Source organism: Streptococcus sp. 400_SSPC (genome assembly GCF_001072745.1).
GTDB classification, from domain to species: domain Bacteria; phylum Bacillota; class Bacilli; order Lactobacillales; family Streptococcaceae; genus Streptococcus; species Streptococcus xiaochunlingii.
Genome location: NZ_JVIQ01000003.1, coordinates 47,649 through 63,520, shown reverse-complemented (window position 1 = coordinate 63,520; position 15,872 = coordinate 47,649). Strand labels below are relative to the sequence as shown.

General features: G+C 42.9%; 18 protein-coding genes and 1 other annotated feature. Of the genes, 4 read left to right on the top strand and 14 right to left on the bottom strand.

The window, feature by feature from the left end; all coding sequences use genetic code 11:
- Nucleotides 1–5: 5 nt before the first annotated feature.
- The 8 genes from spxR to ADH49_RS00770 form a co-directional block, all read right to left on the bottom strand.
- A complete protein-coding gene (gene spxR, locus ADH49_RS00805) occupies nucleotides 6–1,283 on the bottom strand; it encodes a CBS-HotDog domain-containing transcription factor SpxR (protein WP_006596063.1) in 1,278 nt (425 codons plus the stop codon).
- The gene (locus ADH49_RS00800) at nucleotides 1,276–1,827 is read right to left on the bottom strand and encodes a GNAT family N-acetyltransferase (protein ID WP_048688090.1); all 552 of its coding nucleotides are present in this window, start codon (nucleotides 1,825–1,827) and stop codon (nucleotides 1,276–1,278) included. Before ADH49_RS00800 ends, spxR begins: the two co-directional genes overlap by 8 nt.
- A gap of 12 nt (nucleotides 1,828–1,839) precedes the next feature.
- Nucleotides 1,840–3,102, bottom strand: coding sequence for a UDP-N-acetylglucosamine 1-carboxyvinyltransferase (locus ADH49_RS00795; protein ID WP_048688087.1), 1,263 nt, complete (start codon nucleotides 3,100–3,102; stop codon nucleotides 1,840–1,842).
- A 237-nt stretch (nucleotides 3,103–3,339) separates the two neighbouring features.
- Nucleotides 3,340–3,546, bottom strand: coding sequence for a copper chaperone CopZ (gene copZ / locus ADH49_RS00790; RefSeq protein ID WP_048688240.1), 207 nt, complete (start codon nucleotides 3,544–3,546; stop codon nucleotides 3,340–3,342).
- 48 nt (nucleotides 3,547–3,594) lie between these two features.
- Nucleotides 3,595–5,823, bottom strand: coding sequence for a heavy metal translocating P-type ATPase (locus ADH49_RS00785; RefSeq protein WP_048688082.1), 2,229 nt, complete (start codon nucleotides 5,821–5,823; stop codon nucleotides 3,595–3,597).
- Nucleotides 5,820–6,254, bottom strand: coding sequence for a CopY/TcrY family copper transport repressor (locus ADH49_RS00780; protein WP_048688079.1), 435 nt, complete (start codon nucleotides 6,252–6,254; stop codon nucleotides 5,820–5,822). Before ADH49_RS00780 ends, ADH49_RS00785 begins: the two co-directional genes overlap by 4 nt.
- Nucleotides 6,255–6,559: 305 nt before the next feature.
- Nucleotides 6,560–7,750 (bottom strand): methionine adenosyltransferase, encoded by a 1,191-nt coding sequence (gene metK, locus ADH49_RS00775; protein ID WP_048688076.1) that lies wholly within the window; start codon nucleotides 7,748–7,750, stop codon nucleotides 6,560–6,562.
- Between the two features lie 194 nt (nucleotides 7,751–7,944).
- Nucleotides 7,945–8,442, bottom strand: a complete 498-nt coding sequence (locus tag ADH49_RS00770) for a hypothetical protein (protein ID WP_053091439.1) — start codon at nucleotides 8,440–8,442, stop codon at nucleotides 7,945–7,947.
- Nucleotides 8,443–8,675: 233 nt separating this feature from the next.
- Here ADH49_RS00770 and ADH49_RS00765 point away from each other — a divergent pair, with 233 nt between their 5' ends.
- Genes ADH49_RS00765 through ADH49_RS00750 form a run of 4 tightly spaced genes read left to right on the top strand, consistent with a single transcriptional unit; the run spans nucleotide 8,676 to nucleotide 11,622 of the window.
- Nucleotides 8,676–9,356 carry an amino acid ABC transporter permease gene (locus tag ADH49_RS00765; RefSeq protein WP_048688074.1) on the top strand — a complete coding sequence of 227 codons (681 nt, stop codon included), beginning with the start codon at nucleotides 8,676–8,678 and terminating at the stop codon, nucleotides 9,354–9,356.
- On the top strand, nucleotides 9,316–9,993 hold the full coding sequence (locus tag ADH49_RS00760; protein WP_048688070.1) for an amino acid ABC transporter permease: 678 nt from the start codon (nucleotides 9,316–9,318) through the stop codon (nucleotides 9,991–9,993). Before ADH49_RS00765 ends, ADH49_RS00760 begins: the two co-directional genes overlap by 41 nt.
- A gap of 1 nt (nucleotide 9,994) precedes the next feature.
- On the top strand, nucleotides 9,995–10,753 hold the full coding sequence (locus tag ADH49_RS00755; RefSeq protein ID WP_048688064.1) for an amino acid ABC transporter ATP-binding protein: 759 nt from the start codon (nucleotides 9,995–9,997) through the stop codon (nucleotides 10,751–10,753).
- A gap of 11 nt (nucleotides 10,754–10,764) precedes the next feature.
- The gene (locus ADH49_RS00750; RefSeq protein WP_048688060.1) at nucleotides 10,765–11,622 is read left to right on the top strand and encodes a cysteine ABC transporter substrate-binding protein; all 858 of its coding nucleotides are present in this window, start codon (nucleotides 10,765–10,767) and stop codon (nucleotides 11,620–11,622) included.
- Between the two features lie 41 nt (nucleotides 11,623–11,663).
- On the opposite strand, the gene ADH49_RS00745 is transcribed toward ADH49_RS00750, so the two are convergent.
- The 6 genes from ADH49_RS00745 to cmk form a co-directional block, all read right to left on the bottom strand.
- A complete protein-coding gene (locus ADH49_RS00745; RefSeq protein ID WP_048688055.1) occupies nucleotides 11,664–13,157 on the bottom strand; it encodes a hypothetical protein in 1,494 nt (497 codons plus the stop codon).
- Nucleotides 13,158–13,248: 91 nt separating this feature from the next.
- A complete protein-coding gene (locus tag ADH49_RS00740) occupies nucleotides 13,249–13,716 on the bottom strand; it encodes a deoxycytidylate deaminase (protein WP_023023644.1) in 468 nt (155 codons plus the stop codon).
- A gap of 131 nt (nucleotides 13,717–13,847) precedes the next feature.
- Entirely contained in the window at nucleotides 13,848–14,207 is a 360-nt protein-coding gene (gene rplT / locus ADH49_RS00735) for a 50S ribosomal protein L20 (RefSeq protein WP_000124834.1), read from the bottom strand.
- Nucleotides 14,208–14,256: 49 nt separating this feature from the next.
- Nucleotides 14,257–14,457, bottom strand: coding sequence for a 50S ribosomal protein L35 (gene rpmI / locus ADH49_RS00730; protein WP_001125942.1), 201 nt, complete (start codon nucleotides 14,455–14,457; stop codon nucleotides 14,257–14,259).
- Between the two features lie 33 nt (nucleotides 14,458–14,490).
- Complete coding sequence (gene infC, locus ADH49_RS00725; protein ID WP_006597373.1) at nucleotides 14,491–15,021, bottom strand: translation initiation factor IF-3; 531 nt, start codon at nucleotides 15,019–15,021, stop codon at nucleotides 14,491–14,493.
- A gap of 15 nt (nucleotides 15,022–15,036) precedes the next feature.
- Nucleotides 15,037–15,167 (bottom strand) — a sequence feature (ribosomal protein L20 leader region).
- Nucleotides 15,168–15,187: 20 nt separating this feature from the next.
- Nucleotides 15,188–15,871, bottom strand: a complete 684-nt coding sequence (gene cmk, locus ADH49_RS00720) for a (d)CMP kinase (protein WP_048688051.1) — start codon at nucleotides 15,869–15,871, stop codon at nucleotides 15,188–15,190.
- Nucleotide 15,872: the final 1 nt, after the last annotated feature.

The window sequence follows — 15,872 nt, the reverse complement described above, 5'->3', positions numbered from 1 at the left end:
CCATTCTAATTAATTTTCAAAGTGACGGTGGCCTTCGTAACTAACTGTAAATTCAAATACAAATCAAAATCTATAATAGCCGATCGTCTAGTCTGTCGGACAATACGCGTTTCAATCCGCAAGGTATCGTCCACTTGAACAGCTTGGAGGTAATAGACCAAGAGCTGTTCGATGATTAAATTTTTCCCAGAATTCATCATGAGCTGGCGAGTGACTGTTGTTAGAACTTCAGTGAGAACGCCATTCGAGAGAACACCACTCTTTTCTAACATACTCGGTTCAACCGTCAATTCAAAATGATTGGCTTGCAGAACTACTTTTTGACTGATTTGTTCACTGAAGGTTGGCAAGCCCGACAATTGCTCCTTGCTCATCCGGTCCATGACAGCACGACGAGTAATAACCCCTAATAGGGTCTGATTGCTGCGAATAACAGGGATCATCTCAAAATCTTCTGCAATCATGCGTTGACTGACATTGGCGATACTAGAGGATAGGTTTGTCGTAAAGACGCTACGGGACATGACCTTGTCCAGAGTTGTCTGGGGTGTCTTGTCTCCGGCATCTCGCATGGTCACTACCCCAACAACCATCTGGTGTTGATTGACGACAGGAAAACGACTAAACCGACTCTTTCTTACCAAATCTAAATAATCTCGTACGGTATCTGTTTCCCGTAAAAAACCATATTCATGCATAGGCGAATAGACTTGTTCGACCGTTAAAATATCCGTTTTAATTTGCATGTTGGCGAGAGCACGGTTGATCATGGTCGCCACGGTATAGGTATCATGCTTGGTACGTAAGATAGGAGTTTGACCACTGCGACCCAGTTCCAAAATAGAAGGATCGACGTCAAAACCACCAGTTACAAGAACAGCATTGTCGTGTTGGAGGGCCAGACGTTGGATATTGGTCCGGTCTCCCACAATGAGGAGTCCACCTTCAGAGACATAATCTAAAATATGCTCTTCTGTCATGGCCCCGATATAAAACTTGTTGAACTCTCGTTCCAGCCCTTCTTTTCCTGCCAAGACTTCTGAACCGGTAATCTCTACAATCTCTCGGAAAGTCAGATGTTCTAGGACAGCCTTTTTGGACTTGACACGAACAGTCCCACTACGAGGTCTCGTTTCAACAATTCCACGATTTTCAGCTTCTTTAATGGCCCGATAGGCAGTCCCATCACTCACCTGCAAATAGTTCGAGATACTTCTCACACTGACACGTTTGCCAATTGGTAGTTTCTCCAAATAATCTAAGATCGCTTGGTGTTTACTCATTGAGATCTCCTCTATCTATGCAGAACTCGTAATAATCCCGCATCTTTCGGGTATAGCGGTCACTCCCCTTGAATTGCCGTTTCAAACTATAACCGGCATGTAAAGCCACCTGTTGACTGGCAATATTTTCAACATGGGTAATGATTCGGACTTGCTTGAGATGAAATTCCTGAAAGGACAAGAAGGTAATTTCTTTGACAACCTCTGTCATGAGGCCTTGACCCCAATAGTCCTTGTGTAAGAAATAACCAAGTTCAGCTTCTTTCTTAATTTCATCCAATTTTTCAAACTTAATCGATCCAATCACACGGTCTGTTCCCTTGTCACAAATCGCCCATATTCCTAAAGGATTCTTTAGAAAATAATTCGCCAAGACATACTGGCATTCCTCTAGGGACGTTTGTGCTGGGAAAATAAAAGGCAAATTCTCTGGATTGGAGGATATGGTATAAAAGTCAGCGGCATCACTATATAGAAAGGGCCTCAAGAAGAGGCGCTCTGTTTCAAAACATGAAAATGCTGCTAGTTGCGTCCAAATGTTCATAAAAATCGTTCGTTATGCTTCATCAATCAGCTCGATGTCAGCTCCCAATTGTTGCAATTTTTCAATAATATGCGAATAGCCGCGAAGGATAAACTCAATATTGGTAATCTCCGTTCTACCCTGAGCCATCAAACCAGCAATCACCAAGGCAGCGCCTGCACGCAGGTCTGTCGCCTTAACTGGAGCACCTGTTAATTGATTTGGTCCTTGGTAAACAATGTGATCACCAACTGTTTCAATGGTCGCTCCCATGCGCATCAGTTCAGTCACATGGTTGACCCGCTTTTGATAAATAGTATCTACGATGCTTCCCTTTCCATTAGCTGTCAAGAGCAATGGAGTCAAGGGTTGTTGCAAATCCGTTGCAAATCCTGGGTAAGGAGAGGTTTTAATGTGAACAGCTTTCAGATTATCTTGCTTTTCAACAAACACACTATCCTCAGAAATCGTCATACGAACGCCCATTTCTTCCAACTTAGCGATAAAGCTTTCTAGGTGTTCGTAGAGGACATTGTTGATTTGAATCCCTTCTCCAACAGCTGCAGCAAGGGCGATATAAGTCCCTGCTTCGATGCGATCGGGGATCACTTGGTGACGCGTCCCGTGGAGATAGTCCACTCCTTCAATGGTAATGATATCTGTACCCGCACCACGAATGTGTGCTCCCATATTATTGAGAAGGGTCACGACGTCAATGATCTCAGGTTCACGAGCAGCGTTTTCAATAACGGTACGACCTTCCGCTTTAACAGCAGCCAGAATGGTATTAATAGTTGCTCCAACGCTAACCGTATCCATATAGATAGCTGCACCACGAAGACGCTTCCCATTTGTGGAAAGGTTCATACTCGAACCATCCATGGTCATCTTAGCACCCATCGCCTCAAAGGCTTTCAAATGCAGATCAATGGGACGAGGACCTAGGTCACATCCACCTGGTAGACCGACAGTTGCCTGGCTATAACGTCCCAAAAGACTTCCGTAGAAATAGTAAGAAGCGCGAAGACTATTGATCTTACCAAATGGCATTGGCATATCTTGTACACCACGTGGATCGATAATAAGAGTCTCCCCATCTCGCTCCACCTTTGCCCCCATGAGGGTCATAATGTCAATCAAGCTAGCCACATCTGAAATATCTGGAACACCATCAAGGGTCACAATTTCGTCTGCTAAAATAGTCGCTGGAATAAGGGCCACCACGCTATTTTTTGCACCACTAATGGTCACCTCACCTTTTAAAGGGCGACCACCATTAATTATAATTTTTTTCATGTAAATTTGTATAAGCTCTTTCAATCATTCGGTAAAAAATTACCGCATCTATTATATCATAAAAACGCTTCATTTTCCACTACTTCTTATCTTTTGATCGGTCAATCCAATCCTTAGAAAACCTCAACTATATGTTTTACTATTTTTTTATATTTTTGCTTGCAAGACTAATTTATTTATGTGTTCTATTGTTGTTTTTTAAAAAAGGCAGCCCTTTTCGGACCGCCTTTCCTGAGTTTATTTCACTTCATTTCCTAGTTCGTATTTACTGCCTTTTAGAGCTCGGCTCAAGGACCATTTCCAAGATTTCCCCTCAATGGTTACTTGATTTTTTTCTATATCGACTCTTACTTCTTCCACACCTTTTACTGCGGATAATTTTTCAGTGACAGCATTGGCACAACCTTGGCATTTCATTCCACTAATTTCGTATGTTTTTGACATAATTATTTTCCCTTCTTTTACTCGAGGAGGCAATTTTTCTCCTAGTTCTTACAATTTTTTTCTCTTTAATCTTAGAGCATTCAGTACAACCGATACTGAACTAAAACTCATGGCTAGACCTGCTAACATCGGGTTTAAGAGCGGGCCACCAAAGAGATAGAGAAGGCCCATCGCCACCGGAATGGCTAAAACATTGTAGATAAAGGCCCAGAACAAGTTTTCCTTGATGGTCTTAATCGTGTAACGACTAATTTCCAAAGCCCGGACGACATCCATCAATTGCGGTTTCATGACGACGATATCGGCACTTTCCATGGCGATATCTGTCCCAGATCCCATGGCAATCCCGATATCCGCAGTTGCAAGAGCTGGTGCATCGTTGATTCCATCTCCCACCATGATCACAGACTTGCCTTCTGCTTGCAAATCTTGGATCGCCCGTGATTTTTCTTGAGGAAGCACTTGACTGATGATCTGCTGGATTCCAGCCTTCTTGGCAATCGCTCGAGCAGTCCGTTCATTATCCCCAGTCAGCATGATGACCTCCTTGCCCATTTTTTCTAGGCTAGCAACCATTTCTAAACTATCTTCCTTAATCCGGTCTGCTACCCCAAATAGGGCCAAGAGTTGTCCATCTTCAGCTAAGAAAATCGGGGTTTGTCCATCCTGAGTTAAGTCCTCCAAGTCAGCCTTGGCAAGATGAATATCGATTCCTTCCTCATCCATGAGCGTTTGATTCCCAGCCAGATAAACCTTCCCACCATAGTTAGCAGTGAGGCCCCTTCCTGTTAGACTAGAGAAGTTTTTCATCTCTAATAAGTCTATATGCTCTTCTTTCGCAGCATCCAAAATAGCTTGTCCCAATGGATGCTCGGACTTGGCTTCCAGAGAAGCTAGGAGTTGTAAGGCATGGTTCTTCTGACCATAGGTATAAGAAGAAGACAGCTGAGGTTTACCTTGAGTGATGGTCCCCGTTTTATCGAAGACCAAGACTTGCGCTTGGTGAGCTAACTCAAGGACATCCCCTCTCTTATAGAGGATCCCATGCTCTGCCCCTAATCCTGTCCCCACCATGATGGCTGTCGGAGTCGCCAAGCCTAGAGCACATGGACAGGCAATGACCAAGACACTAATTGTTACCGTCATAGCAAAGGTGAAGGTCTCACCCATGATGAAGTACCAAAAGAGACCTGATAAGAGGGCAATCCCCATGACTACTGGGACAAAGACCCCTGCCACTTGATCCGCAATCTTGGCAATCGGTGCTTTGGTTTGTTGGGCATCTTCCACCAGCTGAATGATTTGTGCTAGTAAGGTATCCCGACCAACTTTCTCAGCCCGATAAACCAAACTACCTTGTCCATTAATGGAACCTGCGTAAACTGGACTGCCTTCAGTTTTTTGGATGGGGATAGATTCACCCGTCAGCATGCTTTCATCAATGGCTGATTGTCCGGAAACCACTTGACCATCAACGGCTATTTTTTCACCTGGTTTGACCAGGATCTGATCTCCAATGACCAAGTCTTCTACAGGTAGTTTCACTTCCTTTCCATCACGTAGGACCGTTGCCTCTTTAGCCGCCAGATGCATGAGCTTTTTAATGGCTTGAGAAGTACGCCCTTTTGATAGCATTTCAAAATATTTACCCAGAGTAATTAGGGTCAGGATCACGGCTACAGATTCAAAATAAAGCTGGTGCACGTGATGGTGGTGACCAAGCAATATGTGATAAGTCCCATAAAGGCTATAAAGAAAGGCTGCACTAGTCGCTAGAGCTACCAAAGCATCCATATTGGGATGGCCTTTTAGAAGGGTTCGGAAGCCATTTCGATAAAAGGCTCGTCCAAAGATCATCACGGGAATGGGCAAGAACAAAAGAACAAGAGTATAAGCCACAGGTGCTCGACCAGGTGAAACAAATGCAGGTGCTGGTAGGCCAATCATGGGGCCCATTGCTAGATAAAAGAGAGGCAGGGTGAAGATGGAAGACCAAAAGAGGCGTTTTCGGATCAATTGTAGCTTGTCACCTTCTCGCTCTTCTTGGCTCTTAGCTGTATCTGGATTGTATACTACTGCCTCATAACCGGCGTTCGCTACTGCTTTTGAAATAGCCTCTGGACTCAAAGGTTCCCCCTGATATTCAACCGTCATTTTTTCAGTGGTTAGGTTCACTGTCGCTTTTTCAACACCCTCAAGATGGTTAACAGCTTTCTCCACATTGATCACACAGGATGCACAGGTCATCCCATTGATGACAAAAGTTTCTTCTTTCATATCTCTTCCTCCACATGACTGGCACAGTGACACTGGCCAGGTTGGCAATCACATTGAACCCGCTCCACCCTCACTTTCGAAGCCAGGAGGTCTTGCAACCCCTTCATTTGCTCCTCGGTCATAGGGGTTTGCTGGATTAATCGCTCCAATATGTGACCATGCTTGGTCAAGCAGATCTTACTAAAAACTTCATTGACAGCTGTAAAATTTGTCTCTTCTTCATTGAGGATGGCCTGATACAAATAGGTTCGACCTTCTCTTCGACTTGTCAAATAGCCTTTATCAGCCAATCGTCCTAAGAGGGTTTTCACCGTCGAAGCTGACCAGTCCTGCTTGGTGGAGAGAATCTTGGTTATTTCTGTAGAAGTCGCTTCCCCCTTAGTCCAGAGAACTCTCATGACTTCCCATTCCGCACTTGAAATCTTTGCCATTCTTTTACCTTTCTAGCTCTCATCAAGAACAATTAATTTACATTTGTAGTTACATTATACACCTTCCATTTTGTTTGTCAATCATTTTGTTTACATTTGTAGATTAATTTCATAAAAAGAGAGTGGGACAGAAATCGGTAATTCGTTAGAATTCGATTTCGCCGTCCCACCTCCGCACAGTTGAGTAGGGTTGTAAAAGCTGATGAAATCAGCGTAGTAGAGCCCACTTAACCACTGCGTCTTGCTCGACAATCCAAAGATAATTGAGAGGCTAGGACTTTTGTCCCAGCCTCCTTTCTATATCCTTAGTTAACTGCTTCTTTCAAGGCTTCTACCTTGTCCAAACGTTCCCATGGTAGATCGATATCCGTCCGTCCCATATGTCCATAAGCCGCTGTTTGACGGTAGATTGGACGTTTGAGATCCAACATTTGAATAATCCCTGCAGGACGAAGGTCAAAGATTTGACGCGCTGCTGCTTCTAATTTGCTTTCAGCAACTGTTCCTGTACCGAAAGTATCGATACGAACAGACACAGGGTGAGCCACCCCAATCGCATAAGCCAATTGCACTTCTGCTTTCTTAGCAAGACCTGCAGCAACAATGTTTTTAGCGATATAGCGAGCTGCATAAGAAGCTGAACGGTCCACCTTAGTTGCGTCCTTACCAGAGAAGGCACCACCACCGTGACGTGAGTACCCACCATAAGTATCCACGATGATCTTCCGACCCGTCAAACCTGAGTCTCCTTGAGGTCCTCCGATAACGAAACGACCAGTTGGATTGATGAAGAATTTTGTTTCATCATCCAGATAAGAAGCTGGAATCACTTCCTTGATGACCTTGTTAATCACATCTTGGTGGATTTGTTCATTGCTCACTTCTGGATCGTGTTGAGTTGAAATAACGACTGTATCCACGCGCACTGGTCGGTCATTTTCATCATATTCAACAGTAACTTGAGATTTAGCATCTGGACGAAGATAGCTAATCTCACCAGACTTACGAAGCTCTGCCAAACGACGAACCAACTTGTGGCTGAGTGAGATAGGTAATGGCATGAGTTCTTCTGTTTCATCCACTGCAAAACCAAACATGAGACCTTGGTCTCCTGCTCCGATCAAATCAAGTGGATCTTGATCTGCATTCCCACGAACTTCCAAGGCTTCATTAACCCCTTGGGCAATATCAGGAGATTGTTCCACCAAAGATGGGTGTACTCCTACCGTCTCAGCAGAGAATCCATATTCTGTATTGGTGTACCCAATCTCTGCAATCGTATCACGAACCACACGGTTAATATCCACATAAGCAGTCGTTGAAATCTCACCGAAGACATGCACTGAACCAGTATAAACAGCTGTTTCAGCAGCAACGTGTGCTTCTGGATCTTGCTCTAAAATAGCATCTAAAATAGCATCTGAAATTTGGTCTGCAATCTTATCTGGATGCCCCTCAGATACCGATTCAGACGTGAATAATTTACGTTCTGACATAAAAATGTCCCCCCTTAAAAAATAATCGTTATAGAGTTACAAAGAACTGGTAGATGCTTTCTACCACCTTATCGGGACCATATAACCTAACTATTATAACACGATTTTGCACAAGTATTCCTTTTTTTATTAAAAGAAAAAGATATAGTTTGAAACTATATCTTTTGAACTTAACTGCTATCCAACTCTAATCCTTACAATAGCAAAGTGCCTATTAAGACAAGAATAGTGGAAATGATAGATGGAATTCGAAATAGGAACCAATCCGGATCACCAGCCAAAAACATGGAGATGAAAAAGAAAGCTACAGAGACAAATAGAATCTCCTTACTGGCGAATATCCTTCCAATGCCAAGCAGGACTGTGGCAATAATATAAGAAATCAGATGTAATCCCAAAAAGAATAGGAAGGCAATTGCCCATCCTCCTACCATCAGAGCACTGCCTATAAACAGTCCAAGATAGCCGATGTTTAGGAAAAATACAAAAGTTAGAAGCCCTGTATTAGGAACAGGTTTTTCTGAACCTTGCTCTATCATTGGCCACTGAGCTGGATTTTCTGGATTTGGCCCCATCGTTGATGGCTGAATAGCATTTTCTGGAACTGGCGTCGCCATTGGTGGCTGAACAGCCCCCTCAGGCAGACCTTGATGCCCTTGGTTTGATTCATACTTTGGATCTTGATCTGTCATCTTTATCCCTCCTCTTTTACAAGCTTAAGTTATTTGGCGTTTCTTACTCCTATTATACCGCATTTGATAATTCATTTCATCGGCTATGATAAGTGATAAATTTTATCTATCAGCTTGATAAATTATCCATATTATTCAAATGATTTGTTTCGTGTTACAATGACTGTATTATTTTCTAATCAGTAAGGTAGCATTTCTTTTTTCCTTGCTCATTAGAGAGGAGGAAATCATTTTTGGATTGGTCAATTGTTGAACAATATTTTCCACTCTACCAGCAGGCCTTTTTCTTGACCTTACACATTGCTGTATGGGGAATTTTAGGTTCATTTCTTTTAGGACTGATTGTCAGTATCATCCGACATTATCATCTACCGATTTTAAGTCAACTAGCTGGCTGTTACATCGAACTTTCTCGAAATACACCGCTCTTGATTCAGCTCTTCTTCCTCTACTTTGGATTGCCAAGGATAGGAATCGTCCTTTCTTCAGAAGTCTGTGCAACGATTGGTCTCATCTTTTTAGGGGGTTCCTATATGGCTGAGTCCTTCCGAAGCGGTCTAGAAGCTGTCAGTCAAACTCAGCATGAAATCGGTCTCTCCATTGGGTTAACACCCAGACAGGTCTTTCGCTATGTGATCCTACCACAAGCGACCGCAGTGGCTCTGCCTTCCTTTAGTGCCAATGTCATTTTCCTGATTAAAGAGACCTCTGTATTCTCTGTTGTCGCTTTAGCTGACCTCATGTATGTAGCAAAAGATTTGATCGGGCTCTATTACGAGACAGACATCGCCCTGACCATGTTGGTCATTGCTTATCTACTTCTCTTACTACCGATTTCACTTCTCTTTAGTTGGATAGAAAGGAGATTACGCCATGCAGGATTCGGGAATCCAAGTACTCTTTCAGGGAAATAATCTCCTTCGGATACTCCAAGGCTTGGGCGTGACCATTGGGATTTCCATTATCTCTGTCTTCCTATCTATGATCCTTGGAACTTTACTCGGAATCGTGATGACTTCTCATTCAAAAGTCATTCGTCTGCTCACTCGCTTTTATCTGGAATTCATTCGGATCATGCCCCAGTTGGTCTTGCTCTTTATCGTATACTTCGGTTTTGCCCGAAATTTCAACATAAACATTTCTGGTGAAAGTTCAGCCATTATCGTCTTTACCCTTTGGGGAACAGCTGAGATGGGGGATTTGGTTCGAGGGGCCATCACTTCTCTTCCAAAACACCAGTTTGAAAGTGGACAAGCCTTAGGATTAAGCAAGGTTCAACTATACCACTACATTATCATCCCACAGGTTCTCAGACGATTGCTTCCACAAGCTATTAACCTGATTACCCGTATGATTAAGACAACCTCTTTAGTGGTCCTCATCGGGGTTGTAGAAGTTACCAAGGTCGGCCAACAAATCATCGATAGCAACCGCCTGACCATCCCAACCGCTTCTTTTTGGATTTATGGAACCATTTTAGTCTTATACTTTATCGTTTGCTTCCCTATTTCCAAATTAGCAGGACAGTTAGAAAACCACTGGAGGAATTAATATGTCTGAAACCATTTTAGAAATCAAGGACCTAAAAAAATCCTTTGGAGACACTCCTATCCTCCAAGGCCTTTCGCTCAAGGTTCAAAAAGGGGAGGTCGTGGTGGTCTTGGGGCCTTCTGGTTGTGGTAAAAGTACCCTCCTTCGTTGTATCAATGGCTTAGAAACTATCCAAGCTGGCGATATCCTCTTGGATGGTCAATCCATAACCAAAAACCAAAAAGACTTCCATCTGGTCCGCCAAAAGATTGGGATGGTCTTCCAAAGTTATGAACTCTTCCCCCATTTAGACGTTCTCCAAAACTTGATTCTTGGTCCTACAAAAGCTCAAGGACGAGCTAAAGAGGAAGTCATCAAGGAAGCAGAAGAGTTACTAGAACGGGTCGGTCTCTTGGAGAAGAAACATAGCTACGCAAGGCAATTGTCTGGTGGACAGAAGCAACGGGTAGCCATCGTCCGTTCCCTCCTCATGCATCCAGAAATTATCCTCTTCGATGAAGTGACAGCCTCTCTAGACCCTGAGATGGTCCGGGAAGTCCTAGAACTCATCAACGACCTGGCCCAAGAAGGACGGACCATGATTCTGGTGACCCACGAGTTACAGTTCGCACAAGCCATTGCCGATCGGATCATTTTCTTGGATCAGGGCAAAATTGCCGAAGAAGGAAGTGCTCACTCCTTCTTTACCAACCCACAAACCCAACGAGCACAAGAATTTTTAAATGTATTTGACTTTAGCCAATTTGGCTCATATCTATAAAGGAGATTTTTATGAAATTCATTAAACCAATTTTAGTTCTTTTTACCTTCGCTCTCGCTTTGCTCTTTATCACTGCATGTGGCTCTAGCAAGTCATCATCTTCTTCTACCGGCTCTAAAGCACGTACCATTGAAGAAATCAAGAAAAGTGGCGAGCTTCGTATCGCAGTCTTTGGAGACAAAAAACCTTTTGGTTATGTTGATAATGATGGATCCTACCAAGGTTACGATATCGAACTAGGAAACCAATTAGCTAAAGACCTTGGTGTCAAACCGAAATATGTATCAGTGGATGCAGCTAACCGTGCGGAATACTTGATCTCCAATAAAGTGGATATCACATTAGCCAACTTTACCGTTACTGATGAGCGGAAGAAACAAGTAGACTTTGCCCTTCCTTACATGAAGGTTTCACTCGGTGTGGTATCTCCTAAAGATAAGGTCATCACAGATGTGAAACAATTGGAAGGAAAAACCTTGATCGTAACCAAGGGAACTACTGCTGAAACCTACTTCGAAAAGAACCATCCAGAAGTAAAACTTCAAAAATATGACCAATACAGCGATGCCTATCAAGCTCTCCTAGATGGACGTGGCGATGCTTTCTCAACAGACAACACAGAAGTTCTTGCTTGGGCCCTTGAAAACAAAGGATACGAAGTTGGAATTACTTCACTTGGTGATTCAGATACTATCGCACCAGCGGTTCAAAAAGGAAACAAAGAACTCCTCGATTTCATTAACGATGACATTCAAAAGCTTGGAAAAGAAAACTTCTTCCACAAAGCTTATGAAAAAACTCTTCACCCAACCTACGGCGATGCTGCAAAAGCGGATGACCTCGTTGTTGAAGGTGGCGAAGTGAAATAACAAATAAAGACTCTATCGCAATGATAGAGCCTTTTTTCTTGTCAAAAACTGTTTTTCTTAGTACCCTTTGGTCGTTTCACCCAAAAGAAAGTACCTAGTAGGACATCGATGGCTAAACAGACAGAGAGGACCTGTAGTGGCAACAGCAAGCCATAAACAGCTGATAGACCGTAGAAAATACATGCTGATGCCCAAAGTAGTCGAGAATCTATCGCCAAAGCGAACTGAGTTGAGACAAAGCCGATGGTGAATAGGATCAAATGGATACTCGTTGCATAAAAAATCATTAAGGCAAAAGGGCCGGTCAAGATGAGTCCGACGAAGCCCAAGCCATAATAAGTAAGACCGAGCCATTTTGGAAGAGCAAAGAGATAGGAATAAGGAGACGATGCATTTTCTTCCTTGCTTAAGTTCCTGTTAAGGGGCTCTCTAGATGTCTCAAGTGACTGCTGGCTATTGTTGTCTTGCTCAACTGTCACATCCACTGTAGGCCTTTTCTGCCAAGCCACTAAGCCCTTTGTTACTACTCTTTCACTTCTATCACTCGATTGGTTCCCAAATAACATAACAAGAGGAGCGATGACTAATTTTTCTTTCATCAAGACGAATACATTAGGATAGCCATATCGTTTTGGGTAAGAAAGTAAATCGGATAATAAGGAAGATGATTCCTTATTTCCGGAGCTCACTTCATCCGAACCTCTTTGACTTTCTAACCGCTCAGCTGCCTCTTCTTCATCTCCACTTGCAACACCTTCTTGGTCCGAAAGGGCGCTTGACCGAACCCCAAAGAGCTTCTGCAAACTTTCCTTCTGTTTATAAATCAGGTAAACGGAAATGACAGAATGGTAAAAAGGAATGGGTGAAGTCGTCTTTAAAACGAGGAGATCTATCAAGACAGAAGGAAGATAGTAACAAGCATAAAGGCAACTGAGCACAAATAGGACCTTCTGATTCTTAATGATGAGGAAACTGGACAACAAGATGACAAGCAGAACTTCTTGGTCCACACCTTCAAATAATCTCCAGTAAAAGTCAGATTTTGAATGATCCAATATATTCCACAAGCGTAGGACAACAGGAATCCGATCTACCAATTGTAAGATACTGATCCCCAAGGAAACCAACGGAACGATTGGATACCAGGTTCCTTCCTGACCAACCAAAGAACGAAGACGAGGCCACTCCACCTTATTAATCATGATTAAGACAATCGCTAAGGTTGGAAGTTGAGAAAGTCTCATCACCACCTCAGTACCAAACAAAGCAATAGGAACCTCTTGTGGCCAAAAGATGCTGAAAACTAGGAAGAGAGCATATAGAAGAAGCCCTTCCTGCTTCCCCTGGTCTTTCCAGATTTTTACTGTGAGAAAGACTTGAATAAGTAGCCATAAAAGAATCTGAAGGATTGACAACCAGATGATAGAGGGATTCTCTCCATTTCCAGGCTCTCCGGATAAGAGCATAAATACTTGAAAAAGAGCTCCAAGAACCTGGACTAGTAAGAGAATTGGGTAGCAAATTTTACGGTTCATCACAATCTCCTCCCTCTAGACGAATCAGTGAAGCGTGAACTCAAAAACGAGCTTTCATTTTAATTGTAGCTAGTGAGACAACAAGCTATTCTTAAATAAAGTCTGCCTCTGCAATAGCTTCTTTGACCACTTCCAATGGAAGATGGACTAGCTCTACTTCTTTTTCACGGTAGAGATACTCGGCATACTCATCGATGCGGTATTGATGGATATAAACAACCCGCTTGCAACCAACTTGAAGTAGCTGCTTGGTACAGTTGAGGCAGGGGAAATGGGTTACATAGGCTGTGAAACCTTTGGGAATCCCCCGTTCCGCTCCCTGTAAAATGGCATTGACCTCTGCATGGAGGGTCCGAACACAGTGTCCCTCCACCATGAGGCAGTCATGATCCAAGCAATGCTCCGTACCAGAGACAGAGCCATTGTAACCCGTCGCAACCACCTTATGATCCTTGACCAATACAGCACCCACCTTGGCCCGCTTACAGGTTGCCCGATTCGATATTAACAAAGCCTGTGCCGCAAAATACTCATCCCAAGCTAATCGTTTATGTCCCACAGTCTTGTCCTCCTTCATGAACATTCTAAATTTTTTTCATTATAGCACGAAATCAGCAAGAAAAAAAGATGACACTGTCACAGCCGATTCCTTCATCCAAAAAAAGAGACCCAAATGGATCTCTTTATTAATTATTTACCAAGTTTTGCTTTAGCTGCATCTGCAAGAGCTGTGAAAGCCGCTGCATCGTTAACAGCCAAGTCAGCAAGCATTTTACGGTTAACTTCGATCTCAGCCAATTTCAAACCATGCATCAATTGTGAGTATGAAAGTCCGTTCATACGAGCTGCCGCATTGATACGTGTGATCCACAATTTGCGGAAGTCACGTTTCTTTTGACGACGGTCACGGTATGCATAGTAGTAAGAGTTCATTACTTGTTCTTTTGCGGTACGGAACAAGATGTGTTTAGCTCCATAGTAACCTTTAGCTAATTTAAGAATACGTTTACGACGTTTGCGTGATACAACGCCACCTTTAACACGTGCCATTTATATTTCCTCCAATATTTCCTAGAATTCTTTACTTACAAATACGCGATTATTTCAAGCGAGTAAGCATTGCTTTGATACGTTTGAAATCTCCTGAATGCACCATAGATGCTTTACGAAGATGACGACGTTGTTTCTTAGTTTTTCCGTGGAAACGGTGAGAAGTGTAAGCACGGAAACGTTTAAGTCCACCAGAACCTGTACGTTTGAAACGTTTAGCTGATGCGCGGTGTGTTTTTTGTTTTGGCATGATATTTTCTCCTTTTTTTAACTTTCTGACAGATTATTTCTTGTCAGTTGCTGGTGCCAACTGCATGAACATTTGACGACCATCCATTTTAGCACGTTGTTCGATGATAGCAATATCTTGAGTTGCTTCAGCGAAGTCGGCTAAAACTTTTGCCCCAATCTCTTTATGGGTGATCATACGACCCTTAAAGCGAATGGAAACCTTCACTTTGTTCCCTTTTTCAAGGAACTTGCGAGCATTGCGAAGTTTTGTATCGAAATCACCCTTGTCAATAACTGGGCTCAAACGAACTTCTTTCACGGTCACAACGCTTTGTTTCTTGCGTTGTTCTTTTTGTTTCTTCTGGTACTCAAATTTGAACTTACCGTAGTCCATAATTTTCGCAACAGGAGGTTTAGCTTGAGGTTGAATGAGAACCAAGTCCACATTAGCGTCGTCCGCAAGTGCTTGCGCTTCACCAAGTGGTTTGATACCCAATTGTTCGCCCTCAAGACCGATTAAGCGAACTTCACGTACACGAATTTCATCATTGATGAATAAGTCTTGCTTTGCTATGGTTTTCACCTCTTTTTTTATTTTAGAGAAAAACAAGAGCGGACTTGCTAACGCAAACCCGCACTACATGATTATATTTCATTTCTGAAACTTGATCCGTAGGGGCCAGACAACGTTAGTCGCAAGGCGAGAAGTTCTCACTTCTGCTTTTCTCAACTTTTATATGATATCAAGTTTATGATGGATTGTCAAGGATTTTTTTTGCTTTTTCTTCAATAAATGCAACCACTTGATCAATCTCGACACCAGTCGTATCAAAATTAATGGCATCTGCTGCTGGTTTTAAAGGCGAAACCTCTCGGTGACTGTCTTTGTAGTCCCGCTCTGCAATTTCTTTTTTCAATACTTCTAAATCTGTTTCAATACCCTTGCTCAAATTTTCCTTATAGCGACGCTCTGCACGTTCTTCTACAGAAGCCACTAGGAAAATCTTCAATTCTGCATTTGGTAAGACAACCGTCCCAATATCACGACCGTCCATAACGATACCACCTTGAGCAGCAATCTGTTGTTGCTGAGCTACCAAGCGCTCACGGACTGGAGCTAAGGCAGATACCCAAGAAACATTATTGGTCACTTCATTGTCACGAATTGGATGGGTCACATCGACATCAGCCACGAAGACTAATTGCTGCCCGTCTTCAGACCGACCAAAACTCACAGGATATTGGTTCAGCAAATCAACCAACTGGTCAACATCTGCTTCAGTCAGATCATGACGAAGAGCTAAATAGGTCGCTGCACGATACATGGCACCTGTATCGAGATAAGTGTAGCCTAAATTTTTAGCAATAATCTTAGCAACAGTTGATTTCCCACTGGATGCAGGACCATCAATTGCGATTTGAATTTGTTTCATA

Coding starts and splice junctions, on each gene's coding strand:
- ADH49_RS00760 (WP_048688070.1), top strand. CDS start 9,316: ATGCAGGATTCGGGAATCCAAGTACTCTTTCAGGGAAATAATCTCCTT.
- ADH49_RS00750 (WP_048688060.1), top strand. CDS start 10,765: ATGAAATTCATTAAACCAATTTTAGTTCTTTTTACCTTCGCTCTCGCT.
- cmk (WP_048688051.1), bottom strand. CDS start 15,871: ATGAAACAAATTCAAATCGCAATTGATGGTCCTGCATCCAGTGGGAAA.
- copZ (WP_048688240.1), bottom strand. CDS start 3,546: ATGTCAAAAACATACGAAATTAGTGGAATGAAATGCCAAGGTTGTGCC.
- rplT (WP_000124834.1), bottom strand. CDS start 14,207: ATGGCACGTGTTAAAGGTGGCGTTGTATCACGCAAACGTCGTAAACGT.
- ADH49_RS00755 (WP_048688064.1), top strand. CDS start 9,995: ATGTCTGAAACCATTTTAGAAATCAAGGACCTAAAAAAATCCTTTGGA.
- spxR (WP_006596063.1), bottom strand. CDS start 1,283: ATGAGTAAACACCAAGCGATCTTAGATTATTTGGAGAAACTACCAATT.
- ADH49_RS00800 (WP_048688090.1), bottom strand. CDS start 1,827: ATGAACATTTGGACGCAACTAGCAGCATTTTCATGTTTTGAAACAGAG.
- rpmI (WP_001125942.1), bottom strand. CDS start 14,457: ATGCCAAAACAAAAAACACACCGCGCATCAGCTAAACGTTTCAAACGT.
- ADH49_RS00780 (WP_048688079.1), bottom strand. CDS start 6,254: ATGGCAAAGATTTCAAGTGCGGAATGGGAAGTCATGAGAGTTCTCTGG.
- ADH49_RS00795 (WP_048688087.1), bottom strand. CDS start 3,102: ATGAAAAAAATTATAATTAATGGTGGTCGCCCTTTAAAAGGTGAGGTG.
- ADH49_RS00770 (WP_053091439.1), bottom strand. CDS start 8,442: ATGACAGATCAAGATCCAAAGTATGAATCAAACCAAGGGCATCAAGGT.
- metK (WP_048688076.1), bottom strand. CDS start 7,750: ATGTCAGAACGTAAATTATTCACGTCTGAATCGGTATCTGAGGGGCAT.
- ADH49_RS00785 (WP_048688082.1), bottom strand. CDS start 5,823: ATGAAAGAAGAAACTTTTGTCATCAATGGGATGACCTGTGCATCCTGT.
- ADH49_RS00745 (WP_048688055.1), bottom strand. CDS start 13,157: ATGAACCGTAAAATTTGCTACCCAATTCTCTTACTAGTCCAGGTTCTT.